This window comes from Gallaecimonas xiamenensis 3-C-1 (assembly GCF_000299915.1).
GTDB lineage: Bacteria > Pseudomonadota > Gammaproteobacteria > Enterobacterales > Gallaecimonadaceae > Gallaecimonas > Gallaecimonas xiamenensis.
This window is the reverse complement of sequence record NZ_AMRI01000008.1, coordinates 59,472-78,579: the sequence shown is the minus strand read 5'-3', so window position 1 is coordinate 78,579 and position 19,108 is coordinate 59,472. Positions and strand designations below refer to the sequence as shown.

18 protein-coding genes are annotated in these 19,108 nt (G+C 60.8%); 11 read left to right on the top strand and 7 right to left on the bottom strand.

What is annotated here, in order from left to right:
• Positions 1–7: 7 nt before the first annotated feature.
• The 7 genes from B3C1_RS07140 to B3C1_RS07110 are packed head-to-tail and all read right to left on the bottom strand — an operon-like array spanning position 8 to position 6,787.
• Positions 8–646 carry an acetyltransferase gene (locus tag B3C1_RS07140; RefSeq protein WP_008483863.1) on the bottom strand — a complete coding sequence of 213 codons (639 nt, stop codon included), beginning with the start codon at positions 644–646 and terminating at the stop codon, positions 8–10.
• A complete protein-coding gene (gene neuB, locus B3C1_RS07135) occupies positions 639–1,718 on the bottom strand; it encodes an N-acetylneuraminate synthase (protein WP_008483862.1) in 1,080 nt (359 codons plus the stop codon). Before neuB ends, B3C1_RS07140 begins: the two co-directional genes overlap by 8 nt.
• The gene (locus B3C1_RS07130; protein ID WP_035481383.1) at positions 1,715–2,386 is read right to left on the bottom strand and encodes a PIG-L deacetylase family protein; all 672 of its coding nucleotides are present in this window, start codon (positions 2,384–2,386) and stop codon (positions 1,715–1,717) included. Before B3C1_RS07130 ends, neuB begins: the two co-directional genes overlap by 4 nt.
• A complete protein-coding gene (locus tag B3C1_RS07125; RefSeq protein ID WP_008483860.1) occupies positions 2,383–3,279 on the bottom strand; it encodes a methionyl-tRNA formyltransferase in 897 nt (298 codons plus the stop codon). The genes B3C1_RS07130 and B3C1_RS07125 overlap by 4 nt, the downstream gene beginning before the upstream one ends.
• Positions 3,279–4,442, bottom strand: a complete 1,164-nt coding sequence (gene neuC / locus B3C1_RS07120; RefSeq protein ID WP_008483859.1) for a UDP-N-acetylglucosamine 2-epimerase — start codon at positions 4,440–4,442, stop codon at positions 3,279–3,281. Before neuC ends, B3C1_RS07125 begins: the two co-directional genes overlap by 1 nt.
• Positions 4,435–5,589 carry a LegC family aminotransferase gene (locus B3C1_RS07115; protein ID WP_008483858.1) on the bottom strand — a complete coding sequence of 385 codons (1,155 nt, stop codon included), beginning with the start codon at positions 5,587–5,589 and terminating at the stop codon, positions 4,435–4,437. Before B3C1_RS07115 ends, neuC begins: the two co-directional genes overlap by 8 nt.
• Before the next feature lie 7 nt (positions 5,590–5,596).
• Positions 5,597–6,787 carry a UDP-N-acetylglucosamine 4,6-dehydratase gene (locus B3C1_RS07110; RefSeq protein ID WP_008483856.1) on the bottom strand — a complete coding sequence of 397 codons (1,191 nt, stop codon included), beginning with the start codon at positions 6,785–6,787 and terminating at the stop codon, positions 5,597–5,599.
• Between the two features lie 575 nt (positions 6,788–7,362).
• On the opposite strand from B3C1_RS07110, the gene B3C1_RS07105 reads away from it, so the two are divergent.
• From B3C1_RS07105 to fliL, 11 genes are all read left to right on the top strand, one after another.
• Positions 7,363–8,799, top strand: coding sequence for a sigma-54 dependent transcriptional regulator (locus B3C1_RS07105; RefSeq protein ID WP_035481381.1), 1,437 nt, complete (start codon positions 7,363–7,365; stop codon positions 8,797–8,799).
• A gap of 131 nt (positions 8,800–8,930) precedes the next feature.
• Positions 8,931–9,941, top strand: coding sequence for a sensor histidine kinase (locus tag B3C1_RS07100; RefSeq protein WP_008483854.1), 1,011 nt, complete (start codon positions 8,931–8,933; stop codon positions 9,939–9,941).
• Positions 9,938–11,242 (top strand): sigma-54-dependent transcriptional regulator, encoded by a 1,305-nt coding sequence (locus B3C1_RS07095; RefSeq protein WP_008483853.1) that lies wholly within the window; start codon positions 9,938–9,940, stop codon positions 11,240–11,242. Before B3C1_RS07100 ends, B3C1_RS07095 begins: the two co-directional genes overlap by 4 nt.
• A gap of 61 nt (positions 11,243–11,303) precedes the next feature.
• A complete protein-coding gene (gene fliE / locus B3C1_RS07090) occupies positions 11,304–11,666 on the top strand; it encodes a flagellar hook-basal body complex protein FliE (RefSeq protein WP_008483852.1) in 363 nt (120 codons plus the stop codon).
• A gap of 10 nt (positions 11,667–11,676) precedes the next feature.
• On the top strand, positions 11,677–13,407 hold the full coding sequence (gene fliF, locus B3C1_RS07085; RefSeq protein ID WP_008483851.1) for a flagellar basal-body MS-ring/collar protein FliF: 1,731 nt from the start codon (positions 11,677–11,679) through the stop codon (positions 13,405–13,407).
• Positions 13,397–14,431 (top strand): flagellar motor switch protein FliG, encoded by a 1,035-nt coding sequence (gene fliG / locus B3C1_RS07080; protein WP_008483850.1) that lies wholly within the window; start codon positions 13,397–13,399, stop codon positions 14,429–14,431. Before fliF ends, fliG begins: the two co-directional genes overlap by 11 nt.
• A 13-nt stretch (positions 14,432–14,444) precedes the next feature.
• Complete coding sequence (locus tag B3C1_RS07075; protein WP_008483848.1) at positions 14,445–15,203, top strand: flagellar assembly protein FliH; 759 nt, start codon at positions 14,445–14,447, stop codon at positions 15,201–15,203.
• On the top strand, positions 15,190–16,545 hold the full coding sequence (fliI, locus tag B3C1_RS07070) for a flagellar protein export ATPase FliI (RefSeq protein ID WP_008483847.1): 1,356 nt from the start codon (positions 15,190–15,192) through the stop codon (positions 16,543–16,545). The genes B3C1_RS07075 and fliI overlap by 14 nt, the downstream gene beginning before the upstream one ends.
• Positions 16,542–16,979: a flagellar export protein FliJ gene (gene fliJ, locus B3C1_RS07065; protein WP_008483846.1), complete on the top strand. Its 438-nt coding sequence runs from the start codon at positions 16,542–16,544 to the stop codon at positions 16,977–16,979. The genes fliI and fliJ overlap by 4 nt, the downstream gene beginning before the upstream one ends.
• Before the next feature lie 33 nt (positions 16,980–17,012).
• Positions 17,013–18,542, top strand: coding sequence for a flagellar hook-length control protein FliK (locus B3C1_RS07060; RefSeq protein WP_008483845.1), 1,530 nt, complete (start codon positions 17,013–17,015; stop codon positions 18,540–18,542).
• Between the two features lie 49 nt (positions 18,543–18,591).
• A complete protein-coding gene (fliL, locus tag B3C1_RS07055) occupies positions 18,592–19,098 on the top strand; it encodes a flagellar basal body-associated protein FliL (protein WP_008483844.1) in 507 nt (168 codons plus the stop codon).
• The last annotated feature ends 10 nt before the right edge of the window (positions 19,099–19,108 follow it).

The following is a 19,108-nucleotide window of genomic DNA, read 5'->3' as shown; positions in this document are numbered from 1 at the left end:
AGGCTCCTTAACCCCGGAGGCGTTGGCTGGCCGGCAGCAGGGTGTGGCCCGGTGCCAGGTCCCTGACGGCGGTGGCACCGGCCCCTACCACGGCTCCTTGGCCGAGGTTGACCGATTGGATCACATTGGCACCGGTGCCGATATGGACGCCGATGCCGGTACAGACGGCGCCGCTGAGGGTAGCCCCCGGCGCCACATGGTTGTGCGGCCCCAACTGGCAGTCGTGCTCTACGATGGCGCCGCTATTGATAATGGTATTAGCGGCAATTCGGGCGCAGCTCTGAATAATGGCGCCGGGCATCACTTGCACGCCTTCGGCCAGTTCGGCCGAAGGCGACACCAGGGCCTGGGGAGAGATCACCTGGGCAAAGCGATAGCCTTGGGCGCTAAAGCGCTCAAAGCTGGCCTGGCGCAGCAACCTGCCCGGCAGGGCGCCGATACCGTTGACCAGCTCCACTTCATCGGGGCGGTAGCGTGCCAACAGGGCCTCGTCGCTGGCCAGTACCGGAATGCCGGCCAGGGGCCGGCGCGGCGCTACCGGGTCCGGGGTGACCAGGGCCTCGATGGAGAGTCCAAGGGCGCCGAGCATTTCCGCCAACACGGCGGCGTGGCCGCCGGCCCCCAGCATCACCAGTGGCTTAGCCATCAATCAGCTCTCCTTCCTGATAGTCCCGCAGGGCCTTTGTGCCCAGCAGTGCCCAGTAGCGGTAGGGGGACAGGCCCGTGCCTGGCCGCTTGCAGCCCAGGTTACCGGCATTAAAGGGCTCCCCGGCCTTGATAGCGGCGGTGGCCACCAGGCTTTTCCGGGCAACGGGCTTGTTCTTTATCTCGCTGGGCTGGGGGCCTTTTTGCCCTGAACCCAGGGCCAGGCTGACGTCCCTTATGCCCTGCACCATGGCCTTGAGCTCATCTGGCTCCAATGAGGCTTTGTGGTCGGGGCCAGGCAGCTGCCGGTCCAGGGTGAAATGTTTTTCGATAACCTGGGCTCCCAGGGCCGTGGCGGCGATGGGAATGCTGATGCCGGCGCTGTGGTCCGAATACCCCACCTCCAGGCCGAAGGCCCCGGCCATGGTGGCCATGGCGTTGAGGTGAATATCATTAAGGGGCGCCGGGTATTCGGTGGTGCAGTGAAGCAGGCAGACCTTTTGCCGCAGCGCCGCCTGGCCTTCGGCGCTGGCGTAAGCGGCGGCAAAGGCCGCTTCGCTGGGGGGGGCATCCAGGGGGGCGGTCAGGCCAAAAGCGATAACCCCAAGGGCCGCCTCAATCTCCCTCAGGGTGGCCATGCCGGTAGAGACAATCAACCGGCAACTGCGGCGGGCATGTTCCAGCACAAAAGGCGCGTTGGTCAGCTCACCGGAGGGGATCTTCAAGGTCTCAAGGCCCAGGGTGTCCACCAGGAAGGCCAGGCTCTCGCTGTCAAAGGCGGTGGACAAAAAGGCGATGCCCTGGGCTTTGCAATGGGCCTGCAATTGCAGATGGGCCTCAAAGCTCAGTTCCAGGCGGCTTAGCATGGCGAACTGGGATTCGGCTTGGCCGCTGTTGCGGCTTTGGTATTCGGCCTGTTGCGCCTCTTTGGTGACCAGGTTCTTGGCCTTGAAGGTCTGGAACTTCACCACGTCAGCCCCGGCGGCCTTGGCGGCATCCACCAAGGCCAGGGCCATGTCCAGGGAACCGTTATGGTTAACCCCGGCTTCGGCGATGACAAGCACCTTGTTCATTGATTGATCTCTTTTAGCAGCATAAAGGCCTCTGCCGCCTCGGCATTGGACTGTACCCCCCGCAAGGCGGCGAGGGCGGACAGCGCCTTACGGCTGCGCGGAAAGGGAAACTCACCCATCTCGGATGAAAAGATGTCGAGAATATCCAGCTTCTTATCAAGATGCTGGCTGATATCGACATAAATATTAGGCCTGAAACCGCCATCTTCGGGCTTAAGTCCAAAATCCGTTTCGGACAGGGTTTCATAGGTCATCAGGCGCTTGATAAAGGGGTACCTGAAGCTCTTTGTGGCGGACATTACCGCGTCGAAAACGACCTGATGGTCACTGTGGGCATCGTTGCGATAAGGAACATAAACCCACTGGGGAGCGATGCGGTTAATGACAGGGCTAATGGCACCAATTAATTGCCCCAGGGGCAGGGCATCCAATTGTGCAGGGGGCAAACCCAACTCTGTCACGGAAGAAAAATGGTAAAGGTCAGCGACTTTCTCAATTTCCCGCTTCCTGGCAGCAATTTGCTCAGGGGAATAGCCATAAGCCTCACTCATGCCGGTGACTATCAGCCAATGAATATGGTCACCTTCGGCACGATGACGAAGCAAAGTACCACCACACCCCAAGGATTCGTCATCTGCATGGGGAGCTACAACAAGTACATTTTTCAAAAGCAATCTCCGTTTGCCGGTATAGCGGGAAAATCACATCGGCAAAGCCAAAGTGCACTTTGTCCCGCGCATTTTACGAGTACACGTTTTTCTTCTATGGCCAGGATCCGACCTGGCTCCATATATTGGGGGTAAGATGCCTGGGCTATTTCACTCTTCCAGACTTTGACGGCTTGTCCTTGATAGAGAAACTCCGCCCCGGGATAGGGAGCGGTCAAGGCACGTATCAAATTATGAATGTCGGCCGCTTGCATCCGCCAATCGATAAGACCGTCTTTGGCCGAGCGTTTTCGCCAATAGGTGGCCTGAGCCGGATTTTGGGGGACTGGGGTCGCCGAGCCATCGGCCAGCCGAGCGCTAAAGGCGAGGATCTGCTGGCAAGCTGTGGCCAATATCTTGTCATACAGGCTGCCGGCATCATCCTCTGGGGCTATGGCCAGCCACTTTTGGTCAAGAATGGGGCCAGAATCGGCGCCGCTGTCCATCACGAAAAAGGTCGAAGCGGTTCGCTCCAAGCCCAATGCCAAGGCCCAGATAATGGGATGCCGGCCTCTACCTTGGGGCAGGGGCGCCGGGTGAAAGCCAATCGCTCCCCTGGGGGCAAGGCCCAGCATCTTGGCGTCGAGTAAATAACTCCAGCCGAAGCAGTAAATGATATCGGGCTGATAGCGCTGCAAAAAAGCCACGCTTTGCTCGCGGTTGTCGGTGTTTTCGTAATGAAAGGGGATAGCGTTTTCCTGGCAAAAGGGAGCCAGGTCGACAAAATCGGCATTGATATTTGAAGCCGGCTTGGTGATCACCGCAACCACCTCAATACCGCGCCCTTTGAGCGTACAAAGCGCGCTAAGAAGTTTCAGGCTGGAGGTAACACAACCAATAAAGGCGACTTTCATCAATGACAGTCCATGTCGAAAAAGGATTTTTCAAGAATGCCCTGCAATGGAAATGCCAATAGCGTTTCCACAATTTTCTGAGAGGCGCCACCCTCGCCGTAGGGATTCTTGGCGTGTCGGCAACGTTCTTGAAAAGCGGGAGACAGCACGCTTTTGATGGCGGCTGCCATGGCGGCTTTATCATCGGCACAGTGCACCACCGACGCTCCGGCGATTCGGCCTTTTTGCCTGATACCGATATTGACGGTAGGCACTCCCAGGCTGGGTGCCTCGATGATGCCGCTGGAGGAATTACCCAATACGGCAACGCAATGCTTCATCAAACTGAGATAACGCAGCTGCCCCAGAGATTGCACTAAAAACACCCGCTCGGGGTGCCGGGCCCGGTAGCCTTCCAGCAGCTCAATCAGTTTGCGGCTGTGGGTATCGGCATTGGGATAGGAAATTACAAGCTGATGATCCGGATACTCGTCCAGCACTGCCAGCAATTGGTCAAGGGACTGGCTGGCACCGCCGGCGCTCAGGGTGACCGGATGGTAAGTCACCAGAAAATAGGGCTTGTCGAGATTAAACCCTATGGCTTGCGGCAATGACTCCCTTGCCAACAAGGGCAGGGTCAGGATGCTATCCAGGCCAGGTGCACCAACGTTGAAAACCCGCTCAGGAGACTCCCCCAGTTGGATAACCCGCTGGCGATAGGCGTCGGTGGCGGTGAAATGCAGGTGGGCCATCTTGGTGATGGCGTGCCTGGCGGCCTCATCAATGACCCCTTCGGTAGCTTCCCCACCGTGAAGGTGGGCTACCGGCACCCTGGCGATCATCGCAGCTTGGGCCGCCGCCATAGCCTCGAACCTGTCCCCCAGCACTACCAGCAAGTCCGGTTGGTGCCGGTCCAAGGCTTCGGCGGTGCTGATAAGGGCAAGGGCCGTGGACTTGCTGATCCCAACCGGGCTGTCGGAGGACAGCAGGAATTCGAGTTTTTCAGTCACCGCAAAGCCGTCTTGCTCGATTTGCGTCAGGGTATAGCCAAACTCCGGTGACAAATGCATGCCGCCAACCAGCAATTGCAGCTGGGCCTGATCGGATTCATGGAGGGCCTTGATGACCCAATACAAGAGCCCGTATTCGGCCCTGGTACCGGTAAAGACCGCTATTTTACGCATGGCTTGCCTCCGTGGGGCTGCTGGGCAGGTTGACCAGCCGGGCCTCGGCCCACTCCGATTGGCTAAGGTCACCCCGCAGCGCCTGGCTGTACATGGGCAGCTTGTGCATCAGGCGCCACACCGGGCGGGTCATGACGCCACTGGCATTGGTGGCTTGCAGCAGGGCGTCCCGGCTCTGGGCGTCGGGGCAGAGCACGGCGTTAAGCCAGTAGTTGGACCGGCCATAGCCGGGTTCTTCGACAAAACGGTAGTCGCTGCCGGCAAAAAAGCCCTGGTAACGGCCGGCCAGGGCCCGTTTATTGGCCAGCATGGCGTCCAGCCGTTCAAGCTGGGCGCAGCCCAAGGCGGCATTGAGGTTGGGCATGCGGTAGTTAAAGCCAGGCTCGTCGTGAACAAACTCAAAGGGGTGAGGCACCTTGGCGGTGGTGGTCAGGTGCTTGAGGTGCTCCCCTTCTTTCTGGTCTTGGCACAGCACCATGCCACCGCCACCGGTGGTGACCACCTTGTTGCCGTTAAAGCTCAAGACCCCGAAGCGGCCAAGGGTGCCGGTATGGCGGCCTTTATAAAAGGACCCCAGGCTTTCGGCGGCGTCTTCGATAAGGCTGAGGTGCCACTGGCGGCCAAGGGCGGCCAGCTCGTCCAGTTGGGCAGGGTGGCCGAAGGTGTGCATGGGCAACAATGCCTTGATGGCTTTGCCGCTGGCCTTGTGGCGGCATTGGCCTTGGTCGTCCAGCTCGGCATGTTCTGCAAGCCAGGCCTGGGCTGCCTTGGGGCAAAGGCCAAAGGCCACAGGTTCGATGTCGATAAAGACCGGCTCGGCGCCCAACTGGTGCAGGGCGTTGCAGGTGGCAACGAAGGTCAGGGCCTGGGTCAGTACCAGGTCCCCTGGGCCTATGCCGGCCTGGTAGAGGGCGCAGTGCAGGGCGGCAGTACCGTTGACGGTGGCCACGGCCTTGGGGGCGCCGGTGTAGTCTTGCAGCATCTCTTCCATGCGCCCAACGAAGGCCCCGACGCTGGAGACAAAGGTGGAGTCCAGGGTTTCCAGGACATAGGCCTTTTCGTTGCCCTTGAAGGTGGGGGCATGGAGGGGAATGAAATCCTGGCTTTGGTAGCAGTCGCGAACAAATTCAATCAGTTGGTTATGCACCTTGGCCTCACATTTTGCCGTCGAGGTATTTGCCGGTTTCCTTGTGGCCAAAGGCCGGGATCATCTCTTTAAAGAGGCTGACCAGCTCCGCCTTGTCCCAGGCCAGGCGCCCCTTCATGGCGCTGATGCGCGCCTCGAAATGGGCCAGTTTGTCGGCGTCAAAACCCGCCTCACCCTTGATGATGCCCAGGTTCTCAAAGCGGCCCAGGTCCAGGGTCTCGCTGTCGGTAAAGAATTCTTCGAAGTCCTTTTCCCCCGTGGTGTCGCTGGGGGTGAAAAGGCAGGGCCACTTGCCCTGGCGGGGCAGGGTTTTGGCCAGTTCCCGAGCCTGCTCCTCGCTGTCGCACAGCACCGGCTCCAGGCCTTTTTGCGCCAGGTACTTAAGGGCGATATCGGAAAAGGTGATGAGGTGCAGGGCGTCGCTGAGCTTGGGGAAGAAGATGTCGCGGTTGTCGCCCAGCAGGCAGGACATCAGGCACAGCTGGCCGGACTCGGCTGGGGTCACAAAGTAGCGGCGCACGTCGTTGGGGGCCACCAGCGGCTGGCCTTTTTCCAGACGCTGGTTAAAACCGTGCAGCAAGGAGCCGTCAGAGAAGGCGACATTGGCAAAGCGGGCGGTGGAGATGGGGATCTGCTGGCTGCGCCGGTTCAGGAACATCTCCATGATCCGCTTGGAGGCCCCCATCATGTTGACCGGGTTGGCGGCCTTGTCGGTGGAGACGCAAAAATACTTGTTGGCGCCGCCGGTTATGGCTTGCTGCAGGGTTTTGTCGGTGTTGAAGACGTTGACGTCCACCATGCGCATCAGGGTGTAGGGATCTTTTTCGCTGCGAACATGCTTAAGGGCGGAAAGGTTAAGCACATAGTCGTAAGGCCCCATCGCCTTGATAAAGGCGTCGTATTCGAGGCTGCCGATATCCAGGGCAAAGGTCTGGAAGTCGCCGTCGATGTAGCCAAAGCGGCTGCGTAGATCCCGCACCAGCTCCACCAGATTGTTTTCACTGATGTCCACCACGTGCAGGGCCCGGGGCTGGCGGCTAAAAAGCTCCTTTACCACCGCCTGGCCTATGGAGCCCGCACCTCCTAGCACCAGGAAGCGCCCGGCGGCTACCCTATCGGCCAGGTTGTCGTTATGGGCCTTGAGGTCGGCCTCGAACAGGGGCTGAGTTCTGCCAATAAGCGAAAGTAGATCAAACACCTGGATACCTTAATGCAATAGTATCCCGGCTCTTGCCTGGGCCGCTGAGATGGAGGCGAGCCAACGAAAGGGACCAGTGAAACCAGGATACGGAAACTTTAGAAATCGGCACGGGTAGTCGCCCTGCCATAATATTGGCGGTTACGCCTGGGATGTCGAGCAGGGCAGGGATGCGTCTTTGCCCAGAGGCCTGTGGCGAGGCATTTTGAAAGGCCTTTGGTGCCGGTATCTTGACGGCTCCGGTGCCACGACGTAGCACTTGATGTGGCAAAGCCTGGTCACCGAAGCCAGGGGAATACTCCCTTGTCTGTGGCAGTTGTGCTGAGTACTGGGCAGAAGCAGTGTGCATCTTGCCGTATCTCCGGTGGGCTTTTGACTCTCATGAGAATAAGCAATATGTGTGCCACCGCTCCCAGAGCGAAACGAAGACGATTAATCTTGGCTGAACGCTGGTATAACCTAAGACGGATCGGCATCATAAAATGAAGCAGCGTCTCAGGCGTAAGTAGCTTTCCTTAGCTATAACAATTGCTTGCAATAACTGCAGCAGTATAAAAAAGATGGTTTATCAAGGCATGCAGACCCAAGTTGGTTTTCTGGTCGTCGACGCTGACGTAGAGCGTCGAAACAGGGTTCACACATTGCTGCAATTCATAGGGGAGCAGGCAGATGCCGCTGCCCCTTCCGCGTTGTGTGATCAAAATATCGTTCCTGCCTGCCAGGTGCTGGTGGCCGGTGAGGCCGTGCCTGAGAGCTGGCTCGAGCAGTGCCAGCGTCCTTATGTCACTCTCGGTTGGAGCCCGGCCAAGGCCAATGGCGCCCACCTGGGGGTGTTGAACGAGCCCTTCAGGCTCAGTCAGTTCCAAGAGTTGCTGCGCACCCTGTCCCGGCGCCAACAGCTGGCCCAACAGGCGCTGCGTCAGGGCGGTGTGGATGCCAGGCTGTTCCGCTCTTTGGTAGGCAAAAGCCGGCACATGCAGGAAGTGCGGACCATGATAGGGCAGGTAGCCCCTACCGATGCGTCAGTGCTGATCCTCGGTGAGTCCGGCACTGGCAAGGAAGTAGTGGCCCGTAATCTGCACTTCCAGTCCGCTCGCAAGGAAGGGCCCTTTGTGCCGGTCAACTGCGGCGCCATTCCGGCAGAGCTGCTGGAGAGCGAGCTGTTCGGTCACGAAAAAGGCGCCTTTACCGGTGCCGTGACCGCCCGTAAGGGTCGCTTCGAACTGGCCCAAGGGGGCACTCTCTTTCTCGACGAAATCGGTGACATGCCCCTTAACATGCAGGTGAAACTGCTGCGGGTACTCCAGGAGAAGGTCTTTGAACGGGTAGGGGGCGCCAAGCCCATCAAGGCCGATGTGCGCATCGTCGCCGCCACCCACAGGGCCTTGCCGAAGATGATCGAGGAAGGGCGCTTTCGCGAAGATCTTTATTACCGCCTGAACGTCTTTCCCATCGAGATGCCGGCCCTTCGCGAGCGGGCAGAAGACATTCCGCTGCTGGTCAACGAACTGCTGTCACGGTTGGAGGCCGAAGAAGGTCGCAGCCTGACCTTTTCCCAGGGAGCACTCCATTCTTTGGCCCAGCACAGCTGGCCGGGTAACGTGCGGGAACTGGCCAACCTGGTGGAGCGATTGCTGATATTGCACCCCAATCAGCAAATCGATGTAGGCCACCTGCCCAAGAGCTATCAGTACGGGGACGTCAGCGAGTTCGATCCTGTGCTGGAAGAACTGCTTGAGCGCGAGGCACTGATGGCCATTTTCTCCGATGACCCAGAGCCTGAGTTGGCAGAAGAAGCGCCAAGCCAGCCTGCCGGTGACGCTGTGGCAACCCTGCCGCCGGATGGCATCAACCTCAAGGAAATGTTGGCCGACCTGGAACTGGATCTGATCCGTCAAGCCCTCTCCAACTGCGACAATGTGGTGGCCAGGGCCGCCGATCTGTTGGGGATGCGCCGCACCACCCTGGTGGAGAAAATGCGCAAGTACGGTCTTAGCAAAGGCAACGACTGAGCCCTTCTAGCAGGCGTCAAATCCCTGACGCCTGCTGCCGCTGTCTAATAAAGACTTTAATTTCATTGCCTTATGTGTTGGCACAGTGCCTGCATAAAACTTGGTCACGCGAATTTTGACCGAGGTGCGCAATGGCATTGGCACAGCAGTGGTACCCCAGCCAGGAACCGGCAGCAAAGCAACTGGATAAACTGTTGAGCATACTGCCCGTGGGGGTGGTGGTGCTGGACGGCAGCGGCCGGGTGACAGAGGCCAATGCCACGGCCGAGGCGCTGCTGGGCGGTCCCTTGCTGGACGACCGCTGGCTGGAGGTGGTGGCCAGGGCATTTAGGCCAAGGGCCGACGACGGCGCCGAGGTTTCCCTGATCAACGGCCGCCGGGTCAAACTGGATATTTGCCCCTTGGATGGGGAGCCAGGCCAGCTTATCGTCATCTCGGATCTCACCGAAACCCGCACCATGCAAACCCGCATGGCACACCTGCAAAGGCTCTCTTCCCTGGGGCGCATGGTTGCGTCTTTGGCCCACCAGATACGAACGCCCCTGTCGGCGGCCATGCTCTATGCCGGCCAGCTCAACCAGGCGCTGCCTGGCGCCACCCATGACAAGTTCCAGCAAAAGCTGATGGCACGCCTGCGCGACCTGGAAAGCCAGATGAACAATATGCTGCTCTTTGCCAAGAGCGGTGAGCAAAAGGTGGCAGACAAGCTCAAGGTTGGGGAGTTGCTGGCAGAGTTGGAGCAGGCCAGCGAGTCCATGCTGGCCACCCATCAAGGGCAACTGCACATCGACTGCAACTGCCTGGAGGCCCTGGTACTGGGGTCTCAAAGTGCCCTGGTGTCCGCCCTTTCCAACCTGATCCATAACGCCCTGCAAGCCGGTGCCCAGCAGCTTAGGCTGCGGGTTGAGGCCAAGACACCCTGGTTGAGCCTGCAACTGGACGACGACGGCCCCGGCATCGCCGAAGAGCTGCTGTTCAAGGTGGCCGAACCCTTCTTTACCACCAAGAGCCATGGCACCGGCCTGGGCCTGTCTGTGGTGCGTTCCGTGGCCCAGGCTCATGGCGGCCAGCTGCATATGGCCAATGGCCAGCAAGGGGCCCGCATGACCTTGATCCTGCCCCTGTTGGAGGACCCCTCATGACCCGAGTCCTTATCGTCGAAGACGACGCCGCCCTGCGCGAAGCGCTGGTGGACACCCTGGAGTTGGCCGGCTTTGAGGTCAGCGTTGCCGGCAACGGCGAGGAAGCCCTGTTGGCCCTCAAAGAAACCCAGGTGCAATTGGTGGTGTCGGACGTGCAAATGGCCGGCATGGACGGCATGGCGCTGCTGCGGTCCCTGCGAAAAGGCTATCCCGAATTGCCGGTGCTGTTGATGACCGCCCATGCCAAGGTCAACGATGCCGTCGAGGCCATGAAGTTGGGCGCCATCGACTACATGGCCAAGCCCTTTGCTCCCGAAGTGCTGATCAATATGGTCAGCCGCTACGCCCTGGCTGACGTCGAAGCCGACAAAGGTCCGGTGGTGGCTGATCCGCGCAGCCAGTCCTTGCTGAAATTGGCCGCCAAGGTGGCCCGCACCGACGCTACCGTCATGGTGCTGGGGCCCAGCGGTTCCGGTAAGGAAGTGCTGGCCCGCTACGTACACCAGCACTCAAACCGTGCCCAAGGGCCTTTCGTGGCCATCAACTGCGCCGCTATCCCCGACAACATGCTTGAAGCCACCCTCTTCGGTTACGAGAAGGGCGCCTTTACCGGCGCCATCCAGGCTTGCCCGGGGAAATTCGAACAGGCCAACGGCGGTACCCTGCTGCTGGACGAGATAACCGAGATGGATCTTGGCCTGCAAGCCAAACTGTTGCGGGTGTTGCAAGAGCGGGAAGTTGAACGGTTGGGGGGGCGCAAGACCATCAAGCTGGATGTGCGGGTGCTGGCTACTTCCAACCGCGACCTGAAGGAAGCGGTGGCGGAAGGACTTTTCCGCGAAGACCTTTATTATCGCCTCAATGTCTTCCCCCTGAGCTGGCCGTCACTGAAAGACAGACCCGGTGATATCGTGCCCCTGGCCCGCCATCTGCTGGCCCGGCACTGTCAGGGCGTGGTCCCTGAACTCAGTGAAGACGCGGCTTTGCGCCTGGAGCGCCATAGCTGGCCGGGTAACGTCCGTGAGCTCGACAACGTCATGCAAAGGGCACTTATCCTCTGCGAGGATGAGTGTATTTTCGCCGAAAACCTGCTGATCGAGGCGGAAGAGGCGGAAATGCTACCGGCCGCCGAGGGCCTAAATGGTGAACTCAAGGCCCAGGAAGCGCAGATCATCCTCGACACATTGGAAGCCTGCAACGGTTCACGCCAAGCGGTGGCCGAGAAGCTGGGCATCAGCCCCAGGACCTTGCGCTACAAGCTGGCCAGGCTTCGGGACGCAGGAGTCAGCATACCGGCCTGACATTATGGCCCGTCCTTTGCATTGACCCTGCTGGTCAAACCCACAACGACGGAACCTTGACATGAACACCGCTGGTGCAAATTCAGTGATGCTGCAGGAAATGCAGTCCCTTATCCGCGAAGCGCAAGGGCCCCGTGGCAGCCGCGAGCTGCAAGGCCTGAGCCTGGGCAACCCCGAGGGCATGACCACCCGTTCGGTGCAGAGCGACTTTGCCAGCCTGTTCAACCAGGCCCTGGACAAGGTCAACGGCCTGCAGCAGAACTCCGCAGCCAAGCAGACTGCTGTCGAAATGGGTGACCCCAATGTTTCCGTGGCCGACGCCATGATCGCCAGCCAGAAAGCCGGTATCGCTTTCCAGGCCACTGTCCAGGTACGCAACAAGTTGGTTCAAGCGTACCAGGACGTGATGAACATGCCGGTTTAAGGAGCGTTAAGTGGCAAACGAGAACACCCAACTGGCCACGGTAGGTGACACACCTGCCGCGACCCCGGCGCCGGTCCTTGGCAACAACGTTGTTGACGAGGGCGAGCAGAATTTCAATCTGCTGTCGAACCTGGGTAATGCCGATGTGTTGCGTCAAATCAGCCTGGTGCTGGGCCTGGCCATAGGGCTGGCGCTGGTGGTGCTGGTGTTCTTGTGGGCCAAGGCGCCCGAATACCGCCCCTTGGGGCGCATGGAAACCGACGAACTGGTTTCCACCCTGGACTTCCTCGACCAGAACCAGATGACCTACAAGCTCGAGGGCAATACGGTGCTGGTGCCCGAAGGGGATTATCAACGCATCAAGCTGGCCATGACCCGCGCCGGCATGTCCAACAGCCAGGCCACCGGTGACGACATCCTGATGAAGGACATGGGCTTTGGTGTCAGCCAGCGCCTGGAGCAAGAACGCCTCAAGTACAGCCGCGAGCAGCAGCTGGCCCGTGCCGTTGAAGAGCTGTCCGCCGTAAAAAGGGCCAGGGTACTGCTGGCCATCCCCAAAGAATCCGTCTTTTTGCGTGAGCGCCAGGAGCCCTCGGCCACGGTAGTGCTGAGCCTGAACAGGGGCAACAGCCTCAAGCAGGAAGAAGTAGATGCTATCGTCGACATGGTGGCCTCCGCCGTACACGGCATGTCCCCCGAGAAGGTCACGGTGACCGACCAGAACGGCCGCCTGCTCAATTCCGGCAGCCAGAACGCCCTGGCCGCCCGCTCCCGCAAAGAGTTGGAGCTGGAAACCACCCGCGAGAAGCAATACCTCGACAAGATTGACACCATCATGCTGCCGGTGGTGGGCCTGGACAACTACACCGCCCAGGTAGACGTGACCATGGACTTCACCGCCGTGGAGCAGACCCAGAAGCGCTACAACCCCGACCAGCCGTCGGTGCGCTCTGAAATGAAAATGGAAGAAAACCGGGTCGGCAACGTAGCCGGCGGTATCCCTGGCGCCCTGTCTAACCAGCCGCCCATGGACTCCAATATCCCGGAAGACGCCACCAACACGGCGGCCAACCAGGTTAAGACCCCGGGATCCAATCGCTCTGAGAGCACCCGCAACTACGAACTGGACACCACGGTCAGCCATACCCAGCAGCAGGTTGGGGTGGTGGATCGCATGACGGTTTCCGTCGCGGTAGACTACAAGAACCAGGTAGGGGAAGACGGTAACGTTACCAAGGTGCCCCTGACCGACGGCGAGCTGGCCAACATCAAGCGTCTGCTGATGGCGGGCCTGGGTGTCAATCCGGCCCGAGGCGACAGCCTGGAAGTGCTGTCCGTGCCCTTTGCCCGCCCCGACGCCGACCTGAAGATGGACGTGCCCATCTACGAGCAGCCCTGGTTTGCACGGCTGTCCAAGGTGCTGGCCGGCGCCCTTATCATCATCGTGCTGATCTTCGTGGTGGTAAGGCCCCTTATCAAACGCCTGCTCAACCCCAACCAGGGCACCGATCTGGCCCTGGCCGGTGGTGCCTACGGCGACCTGGACCGCGACGCCCTCGATAGCCTGTCCATGGATGATGAGGACGCCCTGGCCACCGGCATCACTATGGTGGGTGGCGTCCAATTGCCGGACCTGCGTAAAGATGAAGAAGTCCTCAAGGCCATTCGTGCCTTGGTGGCCAATGAACCTGAGCTGTCGGCCCAGGTAGTGAAAGGATGGTTGAACCAAGATGGCAAATGACCTGGCCAAAAAAGAGGCCTTTGACGTCAAAAAGCTCAATGGCATCGAGAAGACCGCCATATTGCTGCTGAGCCTCACCGAAGAGGACGCCGCCTCCATACTGCGCCATATGGAACCCAAGCAGGTTCAGAAAGTGGGCATGATGATGGCGTCCATGGAGGATTTCAGCCAGGAGAAGGTGCTGGCGGTGCACAAGCAGTTCATCGAAGACATCCAGCACTACTCGAGCATCGGTTTCGACTCCGAAGACTTTATTCGCAAGGCCCTGAACCACGCCCTGGGTGAGGACAAGGCCAGCGCCCTTATCGACAAGATCATCCTCGGCGGCAATGCCAAGGGCCTGGATTCCCTCAAATGGATGGACGCCCGCCAGGTGGCCGGCATCATCCAGAACGAGCACCCGCAGATCCAGACCATAGTGCTGTCCTACCTGGACCCAGACCAAAGCGCCGAGATTCTGTCCCAGTTCCCCGAGCGGGTGCGCCTTGACCTGCTGATGCGTATCGCCAACCTCGAAGAGGTGCAACCGGCGGCGCTGCAGGAACTGAACGAGATCATGGAAAAGCAGTTCGCCGGCCAAAGCGGTGCCCAGGCAGCCAAGATGGGGGGCCTCAAGGCCGCTGCCAACATCATGAACTACCTGGAAACGGCGGTAGAAAACCAGCTGATGGAAGGCATTCGCGAAACCGACGAAGAACTGAGCCAGCAGATCCAGGACCTGATGTTCGTCTTCGAAAACCTGGCCGAGGTGGACGACAGGGCCATCCAGGCACTGCTGCGCGAAGTGCAGCAGGACACCCTTATCCGCGCCCTCAAAGGGGCCGACGACGTCCTGCGCGAGAAGATGTTCAAGAACATGTCCAAGCGGGCCGCCGACCTTATGCGCGACGACCTGGAAGCCATGGGCCCTATTCGTATCTCCGAGGTGGAAGCCTCTCAGAAAGAGATCCTGGGCATTGCCCGCCGCCTGTCCGATGCCGGCGAGATAGTGCTGTCCGGTGGCGGCGCCGACGAATTCCTCTAAGGGGTAGAGCAAGGTGGTCAAAGAGTACCAGCGCTGGGAAGGCAGTGACTTCACCCCGCCGGAAGCGGACGAGGTGGCCCTGGCGCTGCACATCCACAGACGTAAGCAAAACCCTGAGGCCGAGTCGGAACCCGAACCCAAGCTGCCCCAGGGCATCAGCATTGGTGAACTGGAAGCACTGCGCAGCGACGCCGTGGAAGAAGGCCTGGCCGAAGGCCGCCAGCAAGGCTTGGCCGAAGGCCGTGAGCAGGGCCTGGCCCAAGGTATCGAAGAAGGCCGTGCTCAAGGCTACCAGCAAGGGCTGGAAGAAGGCCTAAAGGCCGGCCAGCAGCAAATTCAGGAAGCGGTGGCCCACTGGCTGGGTCTGGCCGACGAACTGACCGCCCCCCTGGAAGACAAGGACGGGCGTATCGAAGCGCGGCTGGTGATGTTGCTGACCGCCGGCATGCAGGCGGTGCTGGGCCATGAGATCAAGACCGACAAGGACAGCATCCATCATCTTATCCGCCAGGGAATTGACGCCCTGTCGGAAGACGAGACCCTCATCACCATCGAAGTGGCCCCCACCGATGCCCGCCTGCTGCGGGAGCACTACAGCGAGGCCGAACTTAAAGAGCGGCGCTGGAAGCTCCGTGAAGAGCCCACCCTCAAGCATGGTCAATGCCGCATCGAATCTGGCCAGTCCCTGGTGGAGCTGGACCTGCAGGAACGACTGCGGGTGCTGTGCCAGGGATTGCTGCTGGAAGCGGGGCTGAGCGATGACGCCGGTTAAGACCCCCCGCCGGCCCCTCGAGGCCCGCCTGGAGCGCTACGAGCGCCTGCTGCAGGTGCCAAGGCCCGCCGTTGCCGGTCGCCTGGTGCGGGTGGTTGGCCTGGCCCTGGAAGCCCAAGGCTGCCGCGCCCCCATCGGCTCGCTGTGCCGCATCGAAGGCCACAGCCAGGATGTGGAAGCGGAAGTGGTGGGTTTTGGCAACAATACTCTCTATCTGATGCCCAACCAGGACGTGTCCGGCATTCTGCCCGGCGCCCGAGTCACCCCCCTTGGGGTGTCTGCCACCCTGCCGGTGGGCATGAGCCTGCTGGGCCGGGTGGTAGACGGCCTGGGCCGGCCCTTGGACGGCCTTGGGCCGGTGCGGGCCGAAAACCGGGTCGGTTTCAAGGGCCGGCCCCTCAATCCCTTGACCCGCCGCCCCATACGCCAGCCCCTGGATGTGGGGGTGCGCGCCATCAACACCCTGCTCACCGTCGGCCAGGGTCAGCGTATGGGCCTCTTTGCCGGCTCTGGTGTCGGCAAATCCGTGCTCCTTGGCATGATGACCAAGGGCACCAGTGCCGATGTTATCGTGGTCGGCCTGGTGGGGGAACGGGGCCGGGAAGTGCGCGAATTTATCGACGAGATCCTTGGCGAAGAAGGGCGCCGGCGCGCCGTGGTGGTGGCGGCCCCGGCCGATACCAGCCCGCTGATGCGCCTTAAGGCCTGTGAGACGGCCCTGACCTTTGCCGAGTATTTCCGCGACCAGGGCTTGAATGTGCTGTTGCTGGTGGACTCCCTGACCCGTTATGCCCAGGCCCAGCGGGAAATCGCCCTGGCGGTGGGTGAACCCCCCGCCACCAAGGGCTACCCGCCGTCGGTGTTTGCCCGATTGCCGGGCCTGGTGGAGCGGGCCGGTAACGGCGGCGACGGCCAGGGCGGCATCACCGCCTTTTTCACCGTACTCAGCGAAGGGGACGACCTGCAAGACCCAATCGCCGATGCCGCCAGGGCGATACTGGACGGCCATATAGTGCTGTCTAGGGCCCTGGCCGATTCCGGCCACTATCCGGCCATAGACGTGGGGGCCTCGGTGTCGCGGGTCATGCCCCAGGTAACAAGTGAGGCCCACCAGCTGCAGGCCAGGCGGGTTAAATCCCTGTTTGCCGCCTACGAGCAGTCACGGGATCTTATCCAGGTCGGGGCCTACCGCCAGGGCTCGGATCCCAAGGTGGACCTGGCCATTCGCCTCAAAGAACCCATGAACCTGTTCTTGCGCCAGGCCATGCAGGAAGTCTGCCCCTATGACGACTGCCTGCAGGCCCTGGACATGTTGGCCAAGGCCGCAGGGGAGGGCGCATGAGCAAGGCTTTGGGGCTGGTGCTGGACCAGCGCAAGAAAGCCGAAGACCAGGCCCTGGGGCAACTGGCCCAGGCGCGCCAAGCCTTGGCGGCCCTGCAAAACAAGATCAACACCCTGCAGAAGTATCGCAACGACTATCTGCGGGAGATGCAGCACAAGGCCGGCCAAGGCCTGACCGCTGTCAACATGGTGCACTACCAGAACTTTGTGGCCCGCCTCGACAGCGGCCTGGCCGACCTCAACAGCCAGATGACCCAGCATCAACAGGCGGTAGCCGCCCGGGAACAAGGCTGGCGCCAGGCCCACCAAGACACCAAAGCCATCGACCTGCTGCTGGAGCGCAAGGCCAATGAAGCGGCCTTGGCCGGCCAGCGTCGGGAACAGCGTGAGCTCGATGATCTGGTTAACAGGCGTTTTGGAACGCCAATTGCATAAAGCTTGGTATCTGGACGGTACTGGACTTTACCTATGCAAACGTCGGCTGTATCCCATTCTGCTAAATCCCAAGCCCAATCCCAGGCCGGCAGCGCTGCCGACGCCAAGGGCAAGGACGAGTTTGCCAACCTCTTTGGCCAGGCTCTGGTCGAGGGCGGCAAAAGCCTGCCGGCCGAGGCTGCTCAAGCCAAAGGCAAACAGGACCAGGCCGGTGATGACGTCCCCAAGGTGGATGCCAAGGATAAGGAAGACGGCGACGCCCTGCTGACCCTGGTAGCCAGTGCCCAGCAGCAGTTGCAACAAGACGACAAGGTAGGGCTGCCAAAGGATGGGGCCGATGTTGAGGCGGCTGGCGACAGCAAAGTCGGTACTTTGCTGGCAGGGGAGCTTAAAGGTGCCAAAGGCACTGACCAGTCCATGCTGGCCGAGGCTACCGGCGACAAAAAGCTGACAGTCCCGGAAGAAGTCGCTGAGGCCGACACCGAGACCACCCCGAAAACGCCGGAGCTGAGCCAGGCCAAGGCCGAGGCCTTATCCAAGCAAGCGCTCTTTGACCAGCAGGCGGTGGCCCCTGACAATGTCGCGGCGGCTGAGCTCGCCGAGGAAGGGGACACCCAAGCCCAAGAGGCTCCACAGCCTCAGCTGCTGGCCAAAGGCACAGATCAGGCGCCCGCCGATAAGGCTGCGCCTCAGCCCCAGGTCGCTGCCGCCAACCCAGACAAGGGGGCTGCCCCTGAGGCTGGCCCGCGCCAGGCCGCTGCCGACCTTGCCCAATCCCAAGTCACACCACAGTCTGAGCTTCAAAAGGTCGCCACTACTACAGAGGAACCTGCCAAGGCCCTGGCAGGCTTGGTGACGCAGGCCGCAGCGCCCAAGGGGCAGGGCAAGGCCGTTGCCGGTGATACAAAGGCAACCGCCACCAAGGTGGATGCCAATCTGGTGGCCAGCGCAGAGCCCAGTGATATGGCCAGCCCTGAGCTGGAGCCGGCCCTGGCCGCCGCCCAGCCCGAGCTGAAACCGGCTCAACAGGGCCAGGGCGCGCCCAGCCTGGCTGACGGCAACCTGGTACAGACCACGGCCGTGCACCACAAACTGGATGGCAGTGCCCCTGTTACCCAGCAGGACCAGCCCAAGGAGGCGGCCAGCAAGGAAGCCTTGGTGCCTCAGCAACGCTTTAATGAAGCCTTGGCCGATAAGGTCAATGTGATGTTGTCCAAGAACCTGCGTCACGCGGAGATCCAACTGGATCCCCCTGAGCTTGGCAGCTTGATGATCCGGGTCCAGGTGCATCACCAGGACGCCCAGGTTCAGTTCCAGGCCAGCCATGCCCAGACCCGCGAATGGCTGCAAGACGCCATGCCCAGGCTCAAGGACATGATGGCCGAGAACGGTTTTAACCTGGCTGACGGCCAGGTCCGCGACCAAGGCAACGGCGGCGATGGCCGCCAGGCCCAGGGTGACAACCAGGGCCTGGCCAAGGGCTGGGGCGATGAGGGCAGTGAAGAAGCCCTGCCGTATCGCTATGAATTAACCAGCGACGGCCTGGTCGACGCCTACGCCTGACAGGGCAGCTAAGGTAAAGTAGGGACCCACTCAGGTCAGGAAGCGGAAAATGGCACAAGAATTGGAACTCGAACCCCTGGACGCAGCCAAGGGTGGCAAGAAAAAGCTGATCATCATCATAGTGGCGGCCCTGCTGGTGCTGGGCATAGGTGGTGGCGTGGCAGCCTGGCTCCTGTCCGGTGATACGGCCCCGGCCGAAGCCGAGACGGCCGAAGCGGCGCCGGCACCGTCGGAAGGGGAAGCCCTGTACGTGGCCCTGCCCCAGCCCTTCGTTTTTAACGTACCGGGCGACAAGCGCCCCCGTTTGGTGCAGATCACCGTGCAGGTGATGGTGCGTGGCCAAACCAACGAAGGCAAGGTCAAGCAGCATCTGCCCCTGGTGGAAAGCGTGCTGTTGCAGACCTTCAGCCAATTTAGCGAAGACCAGTTGGCCACCAGCCAGGGTCGGGAAACATTGCGAACCACGGCCCAACAGGCGGTGGATGACGCCCTCACCCAGGTGACGGGCTCGCAGGTGATAGAGCGGGTGCTCTTCACCGGCTTTATCATGCAGTAAACAGGAGGCA

What these genes read in the sequence shown, in the direction of transcription:
- B3C1_RS07140 (WP_008483863.1), bottom strand. Translation starts at nt 646, where the DNA reads ATGGCTAAGCCACTGGTGATGCTGGGGGCCGGCGGCCACGCCGCCGTG.
- neuB (WP_008483862.1), bottom strand. Translation starts at nt 1,718, where the DNA reads ATGAACAAGGTGCTTGTCATCGCCGAAGCCGGGGTTAACCATAACGGT.
- B3C1_RS07125 (WP_008483860.1), bottom strand. Translation starts at nt 3,279, where the DNA reads ATGAAAGTCGCCTTTATTGGTTGTGTTACCTCCAGCCTGAAACTTCTT.
- neuC (WP_008483859.1), bottom strand. Translation starts at nt 4,442, where the DNA reads ATGCGTAAAATAGCGGTCTTTACCGGTACCAGGGCCGAATACGGGCTC.
- B3C1_RS07105 (WP_035481381.1), top strand. Translation starts at nt 7,363, where the DNA reads ATGCAGACCCAAGTTGGTTTTCTGGTCGTCGACGCTGACGTAGAGCGT.
- B3C1_RS07100 (WP_008483854.1), top strand. Translation starts at nt 8,931, where the DNA reads ATGGCATTGGCACAGCAGTGGTACCCCAGCCAGGAACCGGCAGCAAAG.
- B3C1_RS07095 (WP_008483853.1), top strand. Translation starts at nt 9,938, where the DNA reads ATGACCCGAGTCCTTATCGTCGAAGACGACGCCGCCCTGCGCGAAGCG.
- fliE (WP_008483852.1), top strand. Translation starts at nt 11,304, where the DNA reads ATGAACACCGCTGGTGCAAATTCAGTGATGCTGCAGGAAATGCAGTCC.
- fliG (WP_008483850.1), top strand. Translation starts at nt 13,397, where the DNA reads ATGGCAAATGACCTGGCCAAAAAAGAGGCCTTTGACGTCAAAAAGCTC.
- fliI (WP_008483847.1), top strand. Translation starts at nt 15,190, where the DNA reads ATGACGCCGGTTAAGACCCCCCGCCGGCCCCTCGAGGCCCGCCTGGAG.
- fliJ (WP_008483846.1), top strand. Translation starts at nt 16,542, where the DNA reads ATGAGCAAGGCTTTGGGGCTGGTGCTGGACCAGCGCAAGAAAGCCGAA.
- B3C1_RS07060 (WP_008483845.1), top strand. Translation starts at nt 17,013, where the DNA reads ATGCAAACGTCGGCTGTATCCCATTCTGCTAAATCCCAAGCCCAATCC.
- fliL (WP_008483844.1), top strand. Translation starts at nt 18,592, where the DNA reads ATGGCACAAGAATTGGAACTCGAACCCCTGGACGCAGCCAAGGGTGGC.